This window comes from Streptomyces sp. NPDC002004 (assembly GCF_053593975.1).
Map to the genome: position 1 here is coordinate 598,824 of NZ_JBSFDP010000001.1, position 20,324 is coordinate 619,147.

General features: G+C 71.7%; 14 protein-coding genes. 6 read left to right on the top strand and 8 right to left on the bottom strand.

Annotated elements, in window-relative coordinates:
* Positions 1–165: 165 nt before the first annotated feature.
* On the top strand, positions 166–807 hold the full coding sequence (locus ACWCP6_RS02600) for a superoxide dismutase (RefSeq protein ID WP_450930456.1): 642 nt from the start codon (positions 166–168) through the stop codon (positions 805–807).
* Between the two features lie 185 nt (positions 808–992).
* Here the strand turns inward: ACWCP6_RS02600 and ACWCP6_RS02605 are convergent, their stop codons facing one another.
* Positions 993–1,631, bottom strand: a complete 639-nt coding sequence (locus ACWCP6_RS02605; protein ID WP_450930457.1) for a mycothiol-dependent nitroreductase Rv2466c family protein — start codon at positions 1,629–1,631, stop codon at positions 993–995.
* Between the two features lie 180 nt (positions 1,632–1,811).
* Here ACWCP6_RS02605 and pepN (ACWCP6_RS02610) point away from each other — a divergent pair, with 180 nt between their 5' ends.
* Together pepN (ACWCP6_RS02610) and ACWCP6_RS02615 are read left to right on the top strand one after the other, a co-directional pair.
* Positions 1,812–4,442: an aminopeptidase N gene (pepN, locus tag ACWCP6_RS02610; protein ID WP_450930458.1), complete on the top strand. Its 2,631-nt coding sequence runs from the start codon at positions 1,812–1,814 to the stop codon at positions 4,440–4,442.
* A gap of 144 nt (positions 4,443–4,586) precedes the next feature.
* Positions 4,587–5,597, top strand: a complete 1,011-nt coding sequence (locus ACWCP6_RS02615) for a hypothetical protein (RefSeq protein ID WP_450930459.1) — start codon at positions 4,587–4,589, stop codon at positions 5,595–5,597.
* Between the two features lie 105 nt (positions 5,598–5,702).
* Here the strand turns inward: ACWCP6_RS02615 and ACWCP6_RS02620 are convergent, their stop codons facing one another.
* Positions 5,703–7,451, bottom strand: a complete 1,749-nt coding sequence (locus ACWCP6_RS02620; protein WP_450930460.1) for a TIGR03767 family metallophosphoesterase — start codon at positions 7,449–7,451, stop codon at positions 5,703–5,705.
* 237 nt (positions 7,452–7,688) lie between these two features.
* The gene (locus ACWCP6_RS02625; RefSeq protein ID WP_450930461.1) at positions 7,689–8,150 is read right to left on the bottom strand and encodes an NUDIX hydrolase; all 462 of its coding nucleotides are present in this window, start codon (positions 8,148–8,150) and stop codon (positions 7,689–7,691) included.
* 631 nt (positions 8,151–8,781) lie between these two features.
* On the opposite strand from ACWCP6_RS02625, the gene ACWCP6_RS02630 reads away from it, so the two are divergent.
* On the top strand, positions 8,782–12,099 hold the full coding sequence (locus ACWCP6_RS02630) for a S8 family serine peptidase (protein WP_450930462.1): 3,318 nt from the start codon (positions 8,782–8,784) through the stop codon (positions 12,097–12,099).
* 67 nt (positions 12,100–12,166) lie between these two features.
* Here ACWCP6_RS02630 and ACWCP6_RS02635 read toward each other — a convergent pair whose 3' ends face one another.
* Together ACWCP6_RS02635 and ACWCP6_RS02640 are read right to left on the bottom strand one after the other, a co-directional pair.
* Positions 12,167–12,940, bottom strand: coding sequence for a hypothetical protein (locus ACWCP6_RS02635; RefSeq protein WP_450930463.1), 774 nt, complete (start codon positions 12,938–12,940; stop codon positions 12,167–12,169).
* A 2-nt stretch (positions 12,941–12,942) separates the two neighbouring features.
* Positions 12,943–13,464 (bottom strand): RNA polymerase sigma factor, encoded by a 522-nt coding sequence (locus ACWCP6_RS02640; RefSeq protein WP_450930464.1) that lies wholly within the window; start codon positions 13,462–13,464, stop codon positions 12,943–12,945.
* 192 nt (positions 13,465–13,656) lie between these two features.
* On the opposite strand from ACWCP6_RS02640, the gene ACWCP6_RS02645 reads away from it, so the two are divergent.
* Positions 13,657–14,685, top strand: coding sequence for an aspartate-semialdehyde dehydrogenase (locus ACWCP6_RS02645; RefSeq protein WP_450930465.1), 1,029 nt, complete (start codon positions 13,657–13,659; stop codon positions 14,683–14,685).
* An 81-nt stretch (positions 14,686–14,766) separates the two neighbouring features.
* Here ACWCP6_RS02645 and ACWCP6_RS02650 read toward each other — a convergent pair whose 3' ends face one another.
* Positions 14,767–15,270, bottom strand: coding sequence for a DUF1203 domain-containing protein (locus tag ACWCP6_RS02650; RefSeq protein WP_450930466.1), 504 nt, complete (start codon positions 15,268–15,270; stop codon positions 14,767–14,769).
* Positions 15,271–15,405: 135 nt separating this feature from the next.
* Here ACWCP6_RS02650 and pepN (ACWCP6_RS02655) point away from each other — a divergent pair, with 135 nt between their 5' ends.
* Positions 15,406–17,982, top strand: a complete 2,577-nt coding sequence (gene pepN / locus ACWCP6_RS02655; protein WP_450930467.1) for an aminopeptidase N — start codon at positions 15,406–15,408, stop codon at positions 17,980–17,982.
* A gap of 128 nt (positions 17,983–18,110) precedes the next feature.
* Here the strand turns inward: pepN (ACWCP6_RS02655) and alc are convergent, their stop codons facing one another.
* Together alc and ACWCP6_RS02665 are read right to left on the bottom strand one after the other, a co-directional pair.
* Entirely contained in the window at positions 18,111–19,238 is a 1,128-nt protein-coding gene (gene alc, locus ACWCP6_RS02660) for an allantoicase (protein WP_450930468.1), read from the bottom strand.
* 102 nt (positions 19,239–19,340) lie between these two features.
* Positions 19,341–20,273 carry a LysR family transcriptional regulator gene (locus tag ACWCP6_RS02665; RefSeq protein ID WP_450930469.1) on the bottom strand — a complete coding sequence of 311 codons (933 nt, stop codon included), beginning with the start codon at positions 20,271–20,273 and terminating at the stop codon, positions 19,341–19,343.
* Positions 20,274–20,324 lie beyond the last annotated feature (51 nt).

A 20,324-nucleotide genomic window follows, 5' to 3' on the forward strand; every position in this document is an offset into this window, starting at 1 on the left:
CTTTCGCATGTCCGACCGGCTCTTCCCAGCCCGCTTCCCTGCCTCGTTCCCCCTGCTCTCCGGCTTCCCCGCCCCCCGTTCCCGGACTGCACACCTTCAGCTGCACCTGCTGATAGTCTGCACTTGCAAGTGATGTGCAATAAGAGGTCGGAGAGGACCCTGGGCATGGCCGTCTACACGCTTCCCGAACTTCCGTACGACTACTCCGCGCTCGCGCCCGTGATCAGCCCCGAGATCATCGAGCTGCACCACGACAAGCACCACGCGGCGTACGTGAAGGGCGCCAACGACACGTTGGAGCAGCTTGCCGAGGCCCGCGACAAGGAGACCTGGGGCGCGATCAACGGCCTGGAGAAGAACCTGGCCTTCCATCTCTCCGGGCACATCCTGCACTCGATCTACTGGCACAACATGACCGGCGACGGCGGCGGCGAGCCGCTGGCGGCCGACGGCGTGGGCGAGCTCGCGGACGCGATCACCGAGTCCTTCGGCTCGTTCGCCGCCTTCAAGACCCAGCTGTCGAAGGCCGCCGCGACCACCCAGGGCTCGGGCTGGGGCGTCCTCGCCCACGAGCCGCTGAGCGGCCGGCTGATCGTCGAGCAGGTCTACGACCACCAGGGCAACGTCGGCCAGGGCTCCACGCCCATCCTGGTCTTCGACGCCTGGGAGCACGCCTTCTACCTCCAGTACAGGAACCAGAAGGTCGACTTCGTCGAGGCCATGTGGCAGGTGGTCAACTGGCAGGACGTGGCGAAGCGTTACGCCGCCGCGAGGGAGCGCGGGAACGCGCTGCTGCTCACCCCGTGACGGGGTGACCCGGTCGTCCTGCTCGTGATCGTCTTCTCGCCTTTCACGCGGCAGGCGGAAAAGAGGAGGGCCCCCGCGAGGACGTGACTCGCGGGGGCCCTCCGGTTGCCGGGGACGGCTCGGGCGCTCCCGGGGAAGCCGGGGCGCGGTGCAGGGCGCCCCGGGCCCCGGTGCGCCGGGGTGCGCTAGAGGTTGCTGAAGTCCGGGCCCTTGGTGCGGCTCCGCTTGAGCTCGTAGAAGCCCGGGGTCGACGCCACCAGCAGCGTGCCGTCCCAGAGGCGGGCCGCCGCCTCGCCCTTCGGGGCCGGAGTGACGACCGGGCCGAAGAACGCGACCTGTTCGCCGTCCGCGCCCGGCACCGCGATGACGGGGGTGCCGACGTCCTGGCCGACCTTCTCGATGCCCTCCTTGTGGGAGGCCCGCAGCTGGGCGTCGTAGGTGTCCTTGTCCATGTACTCGACCAGCGACGCGGGCAGCTCGACGTCCCGGAGCGCGGCGGCGACGGCCTCGCGCGTGACACCCTCGCCGTTGTTGTGGATACGCGTGCCGAGGGCGGTGTAGAGCGCGCCGAGCACCTCGGGACCGTGCTCCTGCTGCGCGGCGACGACCACACGGACCGGACCCCAGGCCTTGGTCTCCATCATCTCCCGGTACTCGGCGGGCAGATCGTCGAGCCTGTCCTCGTTGAGCACGGCGAGACTCATGACGTGCCAGCGGACCTCGATGTCGCGAAGCTTCTCGACCTCCAGCACCCAGCGTGAGGTCATCCACGCCCAGGGGCACAGGGGGTCGAACCAGAAGTCGACGGGGGTCTTCTCCGACATGTCTCTCCTCGTACGCATCACACGGACGCATCACGACGTGATGCGTGCTGGCACATCCCGCTGCAACGCGAACGGCGCCCGGCTCATTCCCGGGTGTGCCACGTCAGCGGCACATGCGAGGATCGGCGCTGTCCGACCCCTTCGACCATCCGTCGAGCGAGCCACAAGGGAGTGCCGCCCGTGCCCGGTGAGAATCTGTCCCGCGACGAGGCCCAGGAGCGGGCCGCGCTGCTGTCCGTCGACGGGTACGAGGTCGCGCTCGACCTGCGCTCCGCGGTCGGCGACCACGACGAGGCCGCCGGGCCGCGCACGTTCCGGTCGGTGACGACGATCCGGTTCCGCTGCGCCGAGCCGGGCGCGTCGAGCTTCGCGGACCTGATCGCGCCGAGCGTCACCGCAGTGTCCCTGAACGGCAAGGACCTGGACCCGTCGGAGGTCTTCGACGGGTCGCGGATCTCCCTGGAGGAGCTGGCCGCGGAGAACGAGCTGGTGGTGGACGCCCGGTGCGCCTACAGCCGCACCGGCGAGGGCATGCACCGCTTCGTCGACCCGGAGGACGGCGAGGTCTACCTCTACACCCAGTACGAGCCGGCGGACTCGCGACGGGTCTTCGCCAACTTCGAGCAGCCGGACCTGAAGGCCCCCTTCCGCTTCGAGGTGACGGCGCCCGAGGGCTGGCAGGTGTGGAGCAACGGCGAGGGCGAGCACGTCGACGGCCGGTGGCGCTTCGCGGAGACCAAGCCGATCTCCACCTACATCACGGCGGTCGTCGCCGGTCCGTACCACTATGTGACGGATGCGTACGCGCGCACCTTCGACGACGGTACGACGCTGCGGATCCCGCTCGGCGCGATGTGCCGCAGGAGCCTGGCCAAGCACTTCGACTCGGACGACGTCTTCCTGGTGACGAAGCAGGGCCTGGACTTCTTCCACGACCACTTCGACTACCCGTACCCGTTCGGCAAGTACGACCAGGCGTTCGTGCCCGAGTACAACCTCGGCGCGATGGAGAACCCCGGCTGTGTGACCTTCCGGGAGGAGTTCATCTTCCGCGGCAAGGTGACACAGGCGGCCTACGAGGGCCGCGCCAACGTGATCCTGCACGAGATGGCGCACATGTGGTTCGGCGACCTGGTCACCATGCGGTGGTGGGACGACTTGTGGCTCAAGGAGTCCTTCGCCGACTTCATGGGCGCGTTCTCGCTGGTCGGGGCGACCCGCTTCACGGACGGCTGGATCACCTTCGCCAACCGCCGCAAGGCCTGGGCCTACCGCGCGGACCAGCTGCCGTCCACGCACCCGGTCACGGCCGACATCCGCGACCTGCAGGACGCCAAGCTCAACTTCGACGGCATCACGTACGCCAAGGGCGCCTCGGTGCTCAAGCAGCTCGTGGCCTACGTCGGCCAGGACGCGTTCCTGGAGGGCGCGCGCCGGTACTTCAAGCGGCACGCGTACGGGAACACGACCCTCGGCGATCTGCTGTCGGTACTGGAGGAGACGTCCGGGCGCGACATGGCCGCCTGGTCGCGGGCGTGGCTGCAGACCGCCGGCGTCAACTCCCTCACCCCGCAGGTGCTGCTCGACGCCGACGGACGGATCTCCGAGCTGACCGTCCTCCAGGAGGCTCCCGCGCCCATCGCGTCCGGGGACACCGCTCCCCCGCTCGGCGGGCTGCGGCCGCACCGCGTGGCCGTGGGGCTGTACCGGCGGGGCGGTCTGACGCAGGACGGAAGCGGGGCGCTCCAGCGGTACGCCCGCGCCGAGTTGGACGTCACCGGGGCACGCACCGTCGTGGCGGAGCTGGCCGGAGTCGACGCGCCGGACCTGGTCCTCGTCAACGACGACGACCTGACCTACTGCAAGGTCCGTTTCGACGAGGGGTCGCTGGCGGCGCTGCGCGAGGGGCTCGGCGAGATCACCGACCCGCTGGCGCGCGCCCTGTGCTGGTCGGCGCTGTGGAACCTGACGCGGGACGCGCTCCTGCCCGCGCGGGACTTCGTCGATCTGGTCCTGCGGTTCGCGGGACGCGAGACCGACATCGGGGTGCTGCAGATGCTGCACACCTGGGCCGATTCGGCACTCACCTTCTACGCGGCTCCTCAGTGGCGCGAGGAGGGTGGACCGCTGCTGGCCGAGGGCGCGCTTCGGGAGCTGCGGCTGGCCGGTCCGGGCAGCGAGTACCAGCTGGCGTGGGCGCGCTTCTTCGCGGCCGTCGCCTGCCGGGACACCGACTTCCGGCTGCTCCAGGACCTGTTGGACGGGACCGTGGAGGTCGACGGGCTCGAGGTCGACCAGGAGCTGCGGTGGGCGTTCCTGACGCCCCTCGCCGCGCACGGGATCGCCGACGAGAAGGCGCTGGCGGCGGAGCTCGCCCGGGACGACACGGCGTCCGGCAAGCGCCACCAGGTGCGGTGCCTCGCCGCTCGCCCGTCGGAGGCGGTGAAGGCGCAGGCCTGGGCGCAGGTCGTGGAGTCCGATGCGCTGTCCAACGCCCTGGTGGAGGCGACGATCGCCGGGTTCGCACAGCCCTCGCAGCGGGACCTGCTGGCTCCGTACGCGACCCGGTACTTCGACGCGATCGAGCGGGTGTGGGCCGAGCGGTCCATCCAGATCGGCATGCACGTGGTGAAGGGGCTGTTCCCGTCGCTGCAGGACTCGCAGGAGACCCTGGACGCCACCGACGGCTGGCTGGCCGCAAACCGGCAGGCGCCGCCGGCCCTGCGAAGGCTGGTTCTGGAGGCCCGCGACGACCTGGCGCGGACGCTGCGCGGGCAGGCGTGCGACACGGCCCTTCAGGACGCACGGTAATCGCATCGGCACTTTTGGTGATCGCAATTGGCCCAAGGGCCTTCGGTCTTCGAACGTGCGTACTTTAGGGCGAGGTTGTCCCGGTTTGTCGACGGGACTGTAACAGCGGTTAAAGGGGTGGCCGGGGGCGGGAATGGGCGGGGCATGAACCACGACACCCCCGTCTCCCCCCGGCCCCTTCGTCATCTGTCCGATGTGCGGCGGCTCGTGCTGAGCACCGCGCAGCTGCGGGCGCATGGCGTGTCGGCCGCCGAGTCGAGCGCACAGTGCCGGCCCGGCGGCCCGTGGCAGCAACTGCTGCCCGGCGTCTTCCTGCTCCACCCGGGGCCGCCGACCGCCGAAGAGCGGCTGCACGCCGTCCTGTTGTACGCGGAGCGGCCGTCGCCCGCGGACACCCGGAAGCCCTACACCGAGGTGATGATCACCGGTCAGGCCGCGCTCGCCCTGCACGGCTTCTCCTCGCCCCGGCCGCTGCGATCGCTGGAGCGGATCGATGTGCTGGTGCCGCGGACCCGGCGGCTCAGGTCGACGGGGTGCGCCCGGATCGTACGGGCCACCACGCCTCCGGAGCCGGAACAGGTCAGCGGAGTTCCGGTGGCTCCGGTGCCCCGCGCGCTCGCGGACGCCGTGGCGCAGCTCGCGGACGCGGCCTCGGTGCGCCGGCTGCTCACCGAGGCGGTGCGCGGCAGGCACTGCGAACCGGCGGCCGTCGTCACGGCGTTGAGCAGGGCGCGGCTGCTGTCCCGCCCGCACGTGGTGAACGCGGTGGACTCGCTGCTCGCCGAGGGCCGGGCGCTCGCCGAGGACCGGCTGTACCGGATGGTCCGCGAGCACGGGCTGTCGGAGCCGGTGTGGAACGTGGACCTGCGGCTGCCGGGCGGCCCCTACCTCGGCGGCGTCGACGCCTACTGGCCCGAGCAGGCGGTCGCGGTCGAGCTGGACACCCGGGCGCAGCGCCGCAACGGCGACGATGCGCTGGGGCAGGAATACGCCCGCAAGCGGGAGCACTTGGAGCGGCTCGGCATCACCGTCGTCCATCTCACGCCGAAGAAGCTGCGGGAGGCGCCGGAACGGCAGGCGACGGTGGTGCGGACCGCGTTGATGGCGTCGGGCGACCGGGAGCCGGCCGCGTACGTCGTGGTCCTGCCGAGGTGACGGGACCGGGCCCGGCGCCCCGTGCGGGACCGCGCCCTCGCCCCGGCACAGGGGGACCGGGAAGAGGGCGGGGCAGGGCGCGGGGTGTGCGCGGCCGGACGGGGCTCAGCCCTTGCGCAGCACCAGTTCCGTGTTGCGGTCCCCCGGGGTGCCGGAGAGGGTGGAGCGGGCGCCGGGTGCGTTGAAGGACAGCTCGCGGTAGAGGGCGGCGAGTCCGGTCTGCGAGAGGTCGTCGAAGTCCGTGCGGTGCGGCGCGGCGGACTCGATCAGCGTGGTGAAAAGCGAGAGCGTGCCGTCGTGGTTGTCGACGACCTCGATGATGCGGGCGAGCTGCGGGAAGTCGACGTGGGAGGCGGTGGAGATCTCCCAGAAGCTCCCGTGCGGGGTGATGTCGTTCTTGTGGCTGTGGCCGTTCACCCAGGCCAGCACGTTCCGGTGCCGCTTCAGCAGGGCGACGATCTCGTCGCCGTCGTGCCGGGCCTCGCCGGAGCGGGACGGGTCGCGGTTCAGGTTCCGCATGGTCTTGCTCGTGTGGTGGCTGAAGACGAGCACGTGCTCGTCCTTGTGCGCCTTCAGCTGCCGCTCCAGCCAGTTGAGCTGGGCGGTTCCGAGCGAGCCCTCGTAGTGGCCGCCCGGGTCGGTGGAGTCCAGGCTGATGCCGATCACGTCGTCGGAGATGCGGAAGGTGTAGTACTGGGTTCCCTGGGCGAGGTTGGCCTGGGTGTAGCCGTGCCCGACGGGGCCGGGGCCGGTGTGCGCGGGGTCGAGGTGCGCCTTCAGGTAGTCGGCGGGCGTGAAGGGCGCGCGAGCCTCGTCCGCGGTGACCGAACGCATCTGGCGGGCGTGGGCCTTGAGCACCTCCTTGAAGTGCGTGCCCTTGGGGTCCCTGCCCTCCTTGACGGCCTTCCAGATCGCGGCGCCGGTCGCGGCGTCCAGCGTCATCAGCTTCCTGCCGCCGACCGCGAAGTCGGCGAACCACGAGTCGCCGGGCGCGTAGCAGCCGCCGGGCAGGGCGTCGTGGTTGCCGACCGTGGAATACCAGGGCAGGCCGAGTCCGGGGCTGCGGACCTCGCGTATCGCGGCGTTCAGGAAGCCGTGCAGCTGCGGGAAGCCGAGCCGCTTGTCGTTGTCGCGCAGGGACGCGTCCGGCTGCCAGTACAGCTTGAGGCCCGAGTTCTGGACGCCCTCGTAGTGCCGCGGGTCGCCGGAGTTCGGCGTGATCCGGCCACCGCTCATCACCTTCAGGAACCAGTCCAGTTCGGTGTGGGAGTTGTTGTCGGTGTTGTCGCCGGTCGTCATCACGAAGTGCAGGGGCGCACCGGTGGCGGGCGCGCCGTGCAGCGAGTTGACCCGCTCGACGAGCGACACCGCGCCCGCGACGGACAGCGCCTCCTGCGGGCGCCAGGCGCTCGCGGTCTCGGCGCGCAGGTACTCGTAGCGCAGCGGGTGCTGGACGTCGACCAGGTGCAGATCGGTGAACTGGACGAACGCGGCGAGCGCGGTGCGCCGCTGCTCCCGGCCCGACTTGGGCGCGGCGAGGTCGGAGCGGACGACGCGCGCCCAGGCCGGTCCGTCGCCGAGGCGGCGGTAGCCGGACGAGCCGTGCGCGGTGGCGACCGTGTCCAGCGTCGTGCCTCTGCGGTAGGGGGCGAGCGGGGCGGTGGGCGCCGTGAGCGACGCGGCACCCTGGGCGGGTGCCCCGACGGTCCGGGCGGGCGCGCCGGCGGCCTCTGCGCTGCCGGGGCCCAGTGCGTAGCCCAGGCCCGCGGTGAGGGACACGGCGCCGGTGGCGGCGAGGAAGGTGCGGCGGTCGATGGCGGTGGCGGCAGCGGCGACAGAGCGTAGGCGCGACATGGCGCGATCTCCCCGAGTGCGAACGCGTCGGCAGTGGTTCGCGGGGGACGGTGTCCTCGGTGTTCCCCGCTCCATTGGATCGTTGGCAGCGGGGATGGCCTGCGCGTTAACGCGGGAGCAACGCTCCGCGCCCATCACCGTACGTCGATCTCCCGGCACCCTGCGCGGCCATGAGCGTCTCGCCGGGCGGCAGCCGCCCGGTCACTCCGTGTTCATCTTCCGGGGTAGGGCACGGGTTCACCAGGTGGCGTCCCGGTGCAGATGCCCGTCGGCGGGCCGGGTCCGCCACAGCTCCAGGCCCACGTCGACGAGGCCCGTGCGGTCGAGTTCCGGCACGGAGCGGAGGGGGTGCCAGGCGGCCATGTCCGTTGAGCCGTCGGTCTCGTGACGGAGCTCGCCGCCGGTGACGTCCGCGGCGTAGACCAGGCGCAGGCCCTGGAAGTCGGCGGTGCCGATCTTCCTCGGGTAGCGCCGGCGGATCGAATCGACACCGAGGAGTACGCCGGGCCGCGCCCGGTAGCCCGTCTCCTCCTCCACCTCGCGGATCACGGTGTCGTACGGGTCCTCGCCGTGGTCCATGCCGCCGCCGGGCAGGGTCCAGCGCCTGCTCCCGTCGCCGGCGACCCAGCGGGCCAGCAGGAGGTGCTCGTCCTCGCGGACGCACACGGCGTAGGCGGCCACCCTCAATTCCTTGTGCATGGGCCGACGTTACGGGCTGAGCGCCGCCGGAGCACGTGGTTGCGGCGAGCGCGCCCCCACCGCACGGACGAGCACCCCCGTCGGCGGCGTCCGAAGGTGCCGGGCCGTCACGGCGCCCCGAGGTCAAGAGGGCTCCAAGCTGCACCAAGAAGGCACCAAGACACACCCAAGGCGACCACGACAGCGGCACCCCATATCCCGTTTTAGGCGGCTGTGTACGGCGTGACGTATGGCGGAAGTACGCCACGGCCTTATCCCGCCATGACAACTCGCCCCCAAACAGCTGTCTCTTGCGTAAAGCTGAGCGGTCATCCGGGATCGAAATCCGGACTGTCGCGATCGGCCGGCCCAACGAGCCGTCCGTTCCGGCGGAACCGGTCGACCCGGTCGGCGAGTTCGGCCCGCTCTGCAGGTTCGACCCGGCCGGCGCCGTCGACGCGTTCGACGCGCTCGGCGGGTTCGACGCGACCGGCCGATCGGCGTGCGCGACCCGTTCGACCCGATCCACCCGCACCGCCGATCCACCCGCACGGCCCGATCCACCCGCACGACCTGATCGACCCGCACCACCCTGCTCGCCAGAGCCTTTCTGGTTTCCGTTGTTTTCGTTCCTTACGCACAAGGGATGCTGATGACCCTCGATCCCCAGCGCGCCCCTCTCACGGGCGCGAGACGCGTGGCCCGCATAGCCGTGGCCGCGGGCCTGGTGGCCGCGCTCTCCGCAGCCGGGCCGATACCCATGGCCTTCTCCGCGGACGGCCCCTCGACGCCGGCGGCCGACGGGGCCGCCAAGTCGGCCGGCGCCAAACTCGGTTCGGCCGACGCCGAACTGCTCGCCGAGGCCAAGGCCGACGGCGACAAGAACGTCACGATGATGATCGCCACCGCTCCCGGGCAGACCGAGCAGGTCGCCCACCAGCTGGACGCGGTCAAGGGCGGCTCCGTGGGCCGCAGCTACGACAAGCTCGGCTACGTCCGGGCGACCGTCCCCACCGCCAAGGCGGACGCCGCGATCTCGGCGGCAGAGAAGCTCTCGTCGGTGCACGGCATCGACCTGCGCAACGAGATCCCGCTCGACGACCCGACGCCCAGCGCCGACCGGGCCAAGGGCGCGCGCACGGCCGCCGACGGCACCTATCCGGCGCCCGGCAAGGACACCCCCGCGAAGAACCCGTACAACCCGTCCTTCGAGACGGGCGCCGTCGACTTCGTGAAGGACCACCCGAAGGCGGACGGCCGCGGCGTCACCATCGGCATCCTCGACTCCGGTGTCGACCTGAGCCACCCTGCCCTCCAGAAGACCACCACCGGCGAGCGCAAGATCGTCGACTGGGTGACGGCGACCGACCCCATCGCGGACAGCGACAAGACCTGGCGGCCGATGGTCACCGAGGTGTCCGGGCCGGACTTCACCGCGAGCGGCAAGTCGTGGAAGGCGCCCGCGGGCACCTACGACTTCAGCGTGTTCCGCGAGGACTCCACCGTCGGCGGTGACGCCAACGGCGACCTGAACCGGGACGGGGACACCGCCGACTCCTGGGGCCTGCTCTACGACCCCGCCGCGGGAACGGTCCGCGTGGACCTGAACAACAACGGCGACTTCACCGACGACGAGGCGATGAAGCCGTACAAGGACGGCTTCCAGGTCGGGTACTTCGGCGAGGACAGGACCGACCCGAAGACCGGGGCGAAGCTGCGCGTGCCGTTCGTCGTGCAGATCCGCAAGGACGTCCCGATGGACCCGTTCGGCGGCGACTGGGTCGGCAAGAAGGCCGACTTCGTCAACATCGGCGTCATCGAGTCCGAGCACGGCACGCACGTCGCCGGCATCACCTCCGCCAACGGCCTCTTCGGCGGCAGGATGAGCGGCGCGGCGCCCGGCGCCAAGATCGTGTCGTCCCGCGCCTGCACCTGGACCGGCGGCTGCACCAACATCGCCCTCACCGAGGGCATGATCGACCTGGTCGTGAACCGCGGCGTCGACATCGTCAACATGTCGATCGGCGGCCTGCCGGCGCTCAACGACGGCAACAACGCCCGCGCGGAGCTGTACAAGCGGCTCATCGACACCTACGGCGTGCAGCTGGTGATCTCGGCGGGCAACTCCGGCCCCGGCGCGAACACCATCGGCGACCCGGGCCTGGCCGACAAGGTGATCTCGGTCGGCGCCGCCATCTCCAAGGAGACCTGGGCCGCCAACTACGGCTCGCAGGTGGACAAGCGGTACTCGATGATGCCGTTCTCCTCGCGCGGTCCGCGCGAGGACGGCGGCTTCACGCCGACCATCTCGGCGCCCGGCGCGGCGATCAACACCACCCAGACCTGGCTGCCGGGCGCCCCGGTCGCCGAGTCCGGCTACTCGCTGCCCGCCGGCTACTCGATGCTCCAGGGCACCTCGATGGCGTCCCCGCAGGCCACGGGCGCGACCGCGCTGCTGCTGTCGGCCGCCAAGCAGCGCCACATGGAGCTGACCCCGGCCGAGCTGCGCACCGCGCTGACCTCGACCGCGCACCACATCCGCGGTGAGCAGGCGTACAGCGAGGGCGCGGGCCTGATCGACGTCGTCGACGCGTGGGACCTGATCCGCGACGGTGTGTCGGCGCACGAGTACACGGTCAAGGCCCCGGTCACCACGGCCCTGTCCGGCTACCTCAAGACCCCCGGCTTCGGCACCGGAATCTACGACCGCGAGAGCGGGCTGACCGCGGGCCAGAAGAAGACGTACGAGGTCACCATCACCCGTACGACCGGTCCGGACCGTCCGGTCCACCACGAGCTGGGCCTGAAGAACGACGACGGCACCTTCCGGATCCTCGGCCCCGAGGACGTGTGGCTGCCGCTCAACGAGCCGGTGACGGTGAAGGTCCAGGCGCGCCCCGAGTCCGCGGGCGTGCACAGCGCGATCCTCACGGTCGACGACTGGTTCACCGAGGGCGTCGACCAGCAGATCCTGGCGACGGTCGTCGTGTCGAAGCCGGTCGCCAAGCCGTCGTACGCGTACTCCACGTCCGGCTCGGTGCAGCGCAACAGCACCCGCTCGTACTTCGTGACCGTGCCCGAGGGCGCCAAGTCGCTGGAGGCCGCGATCGGCGGGCTGAAGGACAAGAGCCAGACCCGCTTCATCGCGATCAACCCGTACGGCGTTCCGGTGGACAACACCTCCACGCCGTACTGCTACAACAACTACCTCGACGGCAACGGCTGCCGCCCCGACGTGCGTTCGTACGCGAACCCGCTGCCGGGCGTGTGGGAGTTCGAGGTCGAGGCGCGGCGTACGTCCCCGCTGCTGGACAACCCCTTCACGCTGGACGTGTCCGCGCTGGGTGCCGGCTTCGACCCGGCCGTGCAGACCGTCCCGGAGGCCAAGGCGGGCACTCCCGCGCCGGTCACCTGGACGGTGAAGAACGACTTCGCGGCCCTCGACGGCACGCTCAAGGGCGGCCCGCTGGGCTCGGCGAAGACGACGCGGCCGAGCATCAAGGAGGGCGAGAGCCAGACCAGCACGCTCACCGTGGGTGAGGGCGTGGACAGTCTGGACGTGAAGATCGGGGGCGCGTCCGACAACAAGGCCGACCTGGACCTCACGGTCTCGCTCAACGGCAAGGTCGTCGGGTCCTCCACGGGCAGCACCGCGGAGGAGGCCGTGCACCTGGACAAGCCGGCCGCAGGTACGTACACGATCACCGTCGCCGGCTACGCCGTGCCCGCCGGCACCACCGACTACGACTACCGCGACGTGTACTTCTCCTCGGCCCTCGGCCAGGTCAAGGTCGACGCGGGGCAGCCGGTGAAGCTCGCGAACGGCGCGTCCGCGCAGATCGGTGCGCAGGTCGTGGCGAACGCGGCGGCTCCCGAGGGACGCGAGTTCTTCGGCGAGGTGCAGCTGGTGAACGCGCGCGGGACCGCTGCCGGTACCGGCAGCGTGAAGATCGAGAAGGTCACGCCGTAACGCGGTGACCGGACACGGAAGGGGCGGCTCCGCGACGGGGCCGCCCCTTTCCACGCCGGGCCGCGCCTCACGGGCAGGTGGTCCCGCGCGCCCCGGGCAGTGCCTCGGTGATCCAGGAACGGTCCCGGGCGAGGGCGGAGCCGGTCGACCGGAGGTCGGGCACGTCGGAGCCGCGCGGAATCCCGATGAGCGCATGATCGCCGGGCCGCAGCCGGGGCCGGGCGTCCGCGTCCACCGGGAAGACCACCCGGTCCGCGCCGTGGGCCGGCCGGTAGTACCGCCGCACGTCCAGCGTGACCCGTTCCCGCGTTCCACCGGGCAGCGGCTCGACCCGCCGTACGGTCCCCTCGACGATGAGCCGCGCACACGCGACGTACTCCTCGGGCGACCGGTCCTCGGCGTACGCCGGGGCCCGCACGGCGCTCTTGCCCGCGGCGTCGCTCGTCGCGGCGCCGCCGCCCTGCGCCGCCAGCCAGCCCAGGCCGCCGAGCAGCGCACCGGCGCACCCCACGGCGACGGCGCCCAGGACGAGGCGCACCCGGCGCCGGGGCCGCACGGGCCTGTCCCGCACCGCGGGCCCCGTGGGCGCGTCCTTCACCGCGGCCACCTCCCACGCCCTCGAGGCAGTGGCGGAGGGTTCCTGCTCCGCGGCCGGCCCGCCGGGCGCGGCGAGTGCCCCGCCCAGGTCCCGCAGCCGCTCCCGCAGCAACGCCACGTCCGCGACGGCCGCGCGGTGCTCGGCCAGTGCGTCGGGGTCCCTCAGGGCCTGCTCGTCCAGGGGCTCGCCCGTGATCGCCGCCATCAGCGCGTCGGCGCCTCCGTGCGCGTTCCTCCCGGTCACCGTCACACCACCTCGTCCTCGTGCAGTCGCGCGCGCAGGGTCCGTACGGCCGCGTGGAGCCTGCTCTTGACGGTGCCCTCGGGGATGCCGAGCTGCTCGGCGATGGCCCGCACCGGCAGGTCGGCGTAGAAGCGCAGGACGACGACCTGGCGCTGGTTGCCGGGCAGCTCGTCGAGGCCCTGGGCGACGGCGAGGGACTGGACACGGGTGTCCTCGCCGCCCGCCTGGTCCCGGTGCAGCGCGGCCAGCCGTTCGCCCAGCCGCTCCTGGCGCCGCCGGGCGCGGTGCCAGTCCATGGCCAGGTTGGAGGCGACGACGGCGACCCAGGCGGACACGTCGCGGGGCGCTTCCTGACCCTTCGCGGCGCGTTCCAGCAGCCGGAGCCGGACCTGCTGCACCCCGTCCGCCAGATCGGCGTGGGGCACCCCGCCGAGCGCCAGCACCGCCCGCACCCGGTCCTCCTGTGCCCCGTCCAGCGGATCCGCGTCACCGGCGCCCCGCCCTCTTCGGCGCAGCAATGCCACCCCTCCCCTCCCGCGTTTCCCCTACGACGCCGGGGCGGCCCGGAACGTTCGCCGCATGTCGTACGTCACACCGGACCGTCCCAATCCGTGAGCAAAGGATTGGACAAGTGCGCCGGGGACAGACGCATCATGGTCGGACGGGAACTGTTCGGCACCCAGTCGCTCAGCAGCACGCACGCACAAGGAGGCCTCGTGAGGGTCGGAATCGTCGGAGCCACCGGTCAGGTCGGCACAGTCATGCGCAGGATCCTCGACGAGCGGGACTTCCCGGTCGCCGAGCTGCGTCTGTTCGCCTCGGCCCGGTCGGCGGGTACGACGATCGACTGGCGGGGCACGCCGGTGACCGTGGAGGACGCCTCCACCGCCGACTACTCCGGGCTCGACATCGTGCTGTTCTCCGCGGGCGGCGCGACCTCCCGCGCGCTCGCCGAGAAGGTCGCCTCGCAGGGCGCCGTCGTGATCGACAACTCGTCCGCGTGGCGCAAGGACCCCGAGGTGCCGCTGGTCGTCTCCGAGGTCAACCCGCACGCGATCGCGAACCGTCCCAAGGGCATCATCGCCAACCCGAACTGCACGACCATGGCCGCCATGCCGGTGCTGCGTCCGCTGCACGAGGAGGCCGGCCTCGAGGCGCTGGTCGTCGCCACCTACCAGGCGGTCTCGGGCTCCGGCGTCGCCGGCGTCGCCGAGCTGCACGGTCAGGCGCAGAAGGTGATCGCTGATGCGGACAAGCTGACCCACGACGGCGAGGCCGTCGACTTCCCGGAGCCGGGCGTCTACAAGCGTCCGATCGCCTTCAACGTGCTCCCGCTCGCGGGCAGCATCGTCGACGACGGGCTCAACGAGACCGACGAGGAGCAGAAGCTCCGCAACGAGTCCCGCAAGATCCTGGAGATCCCCGGCCTCAAGGTCTCCGGCACCTGTGTCCGCGTCCCGGTCTTCTCGGGCCACTCCCTCCAGGTCAACGCCCGTTTCGACCGTCCGATCAGTGTCGAGCGCGCCGCCGAGCTGCTCGCCGACGCCCCCGGCGTCGAGCTGACCGACATCCCGACGCCGCTCCAGGCCGCGGGCAAGGACCTCTCGTACGTGGGCCGCATCCGCGTCGACGAGACCGTCGAGAACGGCCTCGCGCTGTTCATCTCGAACGACAACCTCCGCAAGGGTGCCGCGCTGAACGCGGTCCAGATCGCGGAGCTGGTGGCGGCGGAGCTCGCCGAGTAGTCCGGACGGGCTCGTGGCCCGGGCGCCGACGAGGGGCGGTCACCGAGACGGTGGCCGCCCCTCGCGCCCGTCCGGGCCGGGTCAGCCTCGGCGCACCTCGAACTGGAAGCAGCCGTACTCCACCGCGCGGACGTGCACGAGCGCCACCCGTGGGTCGGCGAAGGCCTCGGCGAAGGCCGCGTCGAAGCCGGCCGTGGCGTCCTCGGGGATCTCCAGCAGACGGCCCCCGACGATGTGCCCGGCGGCGTCGTAGCGGCGCAGGGTGCGCAGGGCGCCGGTCCGGTCGAAGGGATAGCCCTGCCGGTCCGGGTCCGGCCCGGCGCACTCGTCGGCGTGGATGAAGACGGGGCCCTGCTCGTCGTACGCACCCGGTTCGGCGCCCGTGGCGGCGGCCCAGCGGCGCAGCGGGGCGTACGACACGAGGGCCACGCGCTCCCCCGCCACCGCGGGGCGCAGACAGCAGCGCAGGGGGTCGCCGCCCTCGGGCTCGGTGTACGGCACACAGGGGCGTCCCGCGTCGTCGGTGCCGCGGAGTTCCTCGAGGGTTTCGGGCGGAATGGGCCGTGGAGTGCGGGTCGTCGTCATGGATCCAGCCTCGGCCGGAAGGCTTGCGTTCACCGGCGGAAAACAGACATCGCCTTCCATGGTCGCCGCGTGGAAGGATGGCCGGAAACGTCGCATATGAATGTGCGGAAGCAGAAGCATCTAGGAGATGACCGCGTGCCTGGCACCAATCTGACCCGTGAAGAGGCGCAGCAGCGGGCTCAGCTGCTCACCGTTGACTCGTACGAGATCGATCTCGACCTCTCCGGGGCGCAGGAGGGAGGCACCTACCGGTCGGTGACCACGGTGCGCTTCGACTCCTCGGAGGCGGGCGCCGAGACGTTCATCGACCTGGTCGCGCCGACGGTCCACGAGGTCCTGCTGAACGGCGACGTGCTGGACCCGGCGGCCGTCTTCGCGGACTCGCGCATCGCGCTCTCCGGCCTGCTCGCCGGGCGGAACGAGCTGAGGGTCGTCGCCGACTGCGCGTACACCAACACCGGCGAGGGTCTGCACCGGTTCGTCGATCCGGTGGACCAGCAGGCCTATCTGTACACCCAGTTCGAGGTGCCGGACGCGCGGCGTGTCTTCGCGTCCTTCGAGCAGCCCGACCTGAAGGCCACCTTCCAGTTCACCGTGAAGGCGCCGACCGGCTGGACCGTCATCTCCAACTCCCCGACTCCGGAGCCGAAGGACGACGTCTGGGTCTTCGAGCCGACCCCGCGGATCTCCAGCTACATCACCGCGCTGATCGTCGGCCCGTACCACTCGGTCCACTCCTCGTACGAGAAGGACGGCCGGTCCGTCCCGCTCGGCATCTACTGCCGGCCCTCCCTCGCCGAGTTCCTCGACTCGGACGCGATCTTCGAGGTGACCCGGCAGGGCTTCGACTGGTTCCAGGAGAAGTTCGACTACGCCTACCCGTTCGCCAAGTACGACCAGCTGTTCGTGCCGGAGTTCAACGCGGGCGCGATGGAGAACGCGGGCGCGGTGACCATCCGCGACCAGTACGTCTTCCGCTCGAAGGTCACGGACGCGGCGTACGAGCTGCGTGCCGAGACCATCCTGCACGAGCTGGCGCACATGTGGTTCGGCGACCTGGTCACCATGGAGTGGTGGAACGACCTGTGGCTCAATGAGTCGTTCGCGACGTACACCTCCATCGCCTGCCAGGCCTACGCTCCGGACTCGCGCTGGCCGCACTCCTGGACGACCTTCGCCAACTCGATGAAGACGTGGGCGTACCGCCAGGACCAGCTGCCGTCGACGCACCCGATCATGGCCGAGATCCGCGACCTGGACGACGTGCTGGTCAACTTCGACGGCATCACGTACGCCAAGGGTGCCTCGGTGCTCAAGCAGCTCGTCGCCTACGTCGGCATGGACGAGTTCTTCCGCGGCGTGCAGGCGTACTTCAAGCGGCACGCCTTCGGCAACACGCGGCTGGGCGACCTGCTGGGCGCGCTGGAGGAGACCAGCGGCCGCGATCTGAAGACCTGGTCGAAGACCTGGCTGGAGACGGCGGGCATCAACGTGCTGCGCCCCCGGATCGAGACCGACGAGCATGGCGTCATCACCTCCTTCGCGGTCCGTCAGGAGGCCCCGGCGCTCCCGGCCGGCGCCAAGGGCGAGCCGACGCTGCGCCCGCACCGCATCGCCATCGGCTTCTACGACCTCGACGCCGAGAGCAGCAAGCTGCGGCGGGGCGAGCGTGTGGAGCTGGACGTCGACGGCGAGCTGACCGAGGTGCCGGAGCTGGTGGGCAAGCGCCGCCCGGCGGTCGTCCTCCTCAACGACGACGACCTCACCTACGCCAAGGTCCGCCTCGACGAGGAGTCCCTGAAGGTCGTCACGCAGCACCTCGGCGACTTCGAGGACTCGCTGCCGCGGGCCCTGTGCTGGGCCTCGGCCTGGGACATGACCCGCGACGGGGAGCTGCCCACCCGGGACTACCTGGAGCTGGTCCTCTCCGGCATCGGCAAGGAGTCGGACATCGGCGTCGTGCAGTCGCTGCACCGCCAGGTGAAGCTGGCGCTCGACCTGTACGCGGACCCGGCGTGGCAGGAGGCCGGGCTGAGCCGGTGGACCGAGGCGACGCTCGCGCATCTGCGTGCGGCCGAGGCGGGCAGCGACCACCAGCTGGCCTGGGCGCGGGCGTTCGCGGCGACGGCGCGCACGCCGGAGCAGCTGGACCTGCTGGAGGGTCTGCTCCTCGGCAGCCAGACCATCGAGGGCCTGGCGGTCGACACGGAGCTGCGCTGGGCGTTCGTCGAGCGGCTCGCCGCGGTCGGCCGGTACGACGAGACGGAGATCGCCGGCGAGTACGAGCGCGACAGGACCGCCGCGGGCGAGCGGCACGCCGCGACCGCCCGGGCCGCGCGGCCGACCGCGGAGGCGAAGGCGGAGGCCTGGGCCTCGGTCATCGACTCCGACAAGCTCCCGAACGCCGTCCAGGAGGCGGTCATCGGCGGCTTCGTCCAGACCGACCAGCGCGAGCTGCTGGCGCCGTACACCGAGAAGTACTTCGCCGTCGTCAAGGACATCTGGGACGCCCGCTCCCACGAGATCGCCCAGCAGATCGCCGTGGGTCTCTACCCGGCGGTCCAGGTCGAGCAGGCGACGCTGGACGCGACGGAGGCGTGGCTGGCCTCCGCCGAGCCGAACCACGCGCTGCGCCGCCTCGTGCTGGAGTCGCGATCGGGCGTCGAGCGTGCGCTCAAGGCCCAGGCGGCGGACGCGAACGCCGCTGTCTGACGACCGCTGACACGGAGGGGGCGTCCGGCACCGTACCCGGTGTCTGACGCCCCCTCGTGCGTGGTGCCCACGCCGTGCCGGGCCACCCCTCTCCCGGCCTGCGGGCAGTCGTTCCTCCCCCGTGGCCGCTACCTCGTCCCGGTGTACCTGCGCCGCAGGTCGGCGAGCCCGGAGTCGGTCAGCGCCCCGTGCACCCGGACCCGCGCGACGCCCCCGTCGGGGAACGCGTCGAGGCGCACATGCGTCGCCACCACCTCGTCCTCCAGCCGGAACCGGTGCAGCGTGTCGGGCTGGAGCCGGGTCCGCGGTATGACCTCGACCCACTCCCCGTCCTCCCCGTCGCGCGCGCTCAGCGCAACCCAGCCCGCGGAGTTGCCCTTCAGGCAGGCCGTGTCGATCTCGACGGCGCGTACCGCCCCCCGGGCCGCCAGCCGGAACCGCACCCAGTCGTTCGTGCCCCGGACCCGGCGCCTGCGGTTCTCCCACCCGTCGTCCATCCTGCGTGCCGTGCCGGGCAGGATGATCTGCGTGGGCGACGAGTAGAAGCGGTCCGACGCGTCCTCGCACACACCGCCGTTGGCGACGGCGGCCAGGTCGAACACCCCGAGGTGCGCGAGCCACTCGGGATCGGGCACCACCTCGCCGTGCACACGAAGCCGGGCGATGCCCCCGTCAGGGTGCTGGCAGAGCCGCAGATGGGTGTAGCGGCGCCCGCCGGTGACCTCGAACCCGTTCTCGGCATGCCCGCGCACGGGCATCGGCGGCACGATCTCGTCCCACTTCACATCGTCGCCGAGCAGGTCCGCGCGGCCCGGCGCGCCCTCGACGGCGGTCGCCTGCACGCTCACGCGCTGTGGATAGTTGCCGCGGAAGTGTGCCGTGTCGACGACGATCCCCCGGATCACCCCGGGTGCCCCGAGCCGTACCAGCGCCCAGTCGTACGCGTCCTCCGCCGGGAACGGTCGGTCCCCGTCGGCCCCGCGCCGTCGCCGGGTCTCCCAGCCGTCCATGACCTTGCCCTTGTGGCCGAACCGCTCGGGGTCGAACACGGCCCGCTCCCGGACGAGCAGGTTCTCCCGTTCGGCGAAGAACTCGTCGTTCGCGGCCATCACCCCGGCGCCCAGCCGCCGGTCGGCCAGGTCGACCAGGGTGGTGAAGCCGAACTCCCCGGCGCGGTAGTCGGCATAGGGGTCACCGCCGCCGTACGGTGCGGCGTCGTTGGCGTGCGGGTCCGGATGCGAGGCGTCAGCAGTCATACGTCCACTGTCACGCCGCAGACCCCACAGGTCCATCGAAAGCTTTCGAAGGATACTTTCAGCAGAACTGAACAATAGTGGGCAGGGCCGGCCGGGGCCGCCTCACCGGCCGGCCGGGGAACCGGCGGTCCGCCCCTCGGCGACGTCCCGCAGGGCGCGCAGCACCCGCCCCACCGCGGGCCCGTCCTCGGCCCCCCTGCGCACCGCGGCGACGACATGCCGGTACGGCCGGTCCGCCCCCAGCTCCCGCATCACCACCCCGCCCCGACGCGCCGCCGCCATCCGCGGCACCAGCGCCACCCCCATCCCGGCCTCGACCATGGCGAGGATCGCGGTCCAGCCGGCGGCGCTGTGGGCCTGCTCCGGCACGAATCCGGCGGCCTCGCACGCCGCCGTGGTGATCTCGGACCACGGGCCCGAACCCCCGAAGATCCACGGCTCCCCGGACAGATCGGCGAGCCGCAGTCCCGGCGACCCGGCGAGCGGATGCCCCGCGGGCAGGGCGACGTCGAGCGGGTCGGCGAGCAGCGGCACCCGGGTGAACTTGGGGTCGCGCGCGGTCGGCGCATGCGCGGCGAGGGACAGGGCGAGCTCGACGTCACCGCCGGACAGCAGCTCGTACGCCTCGGCGGCCTCCGTCTCCCGTACGCGCACGTCAAGGCCCGGGTGTGCGGTGCGCAGCGCGCGCACGGCGGGCACGACGAGCGCGGTCACCGCGGTCGAGAACGCCCCGACCCGCACCACGCCCGCGTCACCGCGCTGCTGCGCGGCCAACTCCGCGTCGGCGCGCTCCAGTTCGGCGAAGACGGCCTCGGCATGCCGCAGCACGAGATAGGCGGTGTCGGTGAGCCGCACCCGCCGCCCGTGCGCCTCCAGCAGGGTCACGCCGAGCTGTCTGGCGAGATTGCTGAGCTGCTGGGACACGGCGGACGGCGTCATGAGCAGCGCCTCGGCGGTCGCCGTGACGGTGCCCTGGTCCCGCAGTGTGCGCAGGATCAGCAGCTTCTTGATGTCCCACCTGTCGTGCTCGGCCATGCCCCGCAACCTACCGCCGGCCACCCTCGCCCCATCGGGCCGAGGTCACCG

Excerpts from the sequence above, each read along its gene's own strand:
- ACWCP6_RS02600 (WP_450930456.1), top strand. The coding sequence starts at position 166 with ATGGCCGTCTACACGCTTCCCGAACTTCCGTACGACTACTCCGCGCTC.
- ACWCP6_RS02605 (WP_450930457.1), bottom strand. The coding sequence starts at position 1,631 with ATGTCGGAGAAGACCCCCGTCGACTTCTGGTTCGACCCCCTGTGCCCC.
- ACWCP6_RS02615 (WP_450930459.1), top strand. The coding sequence starts at position 4,587 with ATGAACCACGACACCCCCGTCTCCCCCCGGCCCCTTCGTCATCTGTCC.
- ACWCP6_RS02620 (WP_450930460.1), bottom strand. The coding sequence starts at position 7,451 with ATGTCGCGCCTACGCTCTGTCGCCGCTGCCGCCACCGCCATCGACCGC.
- ACWCP6_RS02625 (WP_450930461.1), bottom strand. The coding sequence starts at position 8,150 with ATGCACAAGGAATTGAGGGTGGCCGCCTACGCCGTGTGCGTCCGCGAG.
- ACWCP6_RS02630 (WP_450930462.1), top strand. The coding sequence starts at position 8,782 with ATGACCCTCGATCCCCAGCGCGCCCCTCTCACGGGCGCGAGACGCGTG.
- ACWCP6_RS02650 (WP_450930466.1), bottom strand. The coding sequence starts at position 15,270 with ATGACGACGACCCGCACTCCACGGCCCATTCCGCCCGAAACCCTCGAG.
- alc (WP_450930468.1), bottom strand. The coding sequence starts at position 19,238 with ATGACTGCTGACGCCTCGCATCCGGACCCGCACGCCAACGACGCCGCA.
- ACWCP6_RS02665 (WP_450930469.1), bottom strand. The coding sequence starts at position 20,273 with ATGGCCGAGCACGACAGGTGGGACATCAAGAAGCTGCTGATCCTGCGC.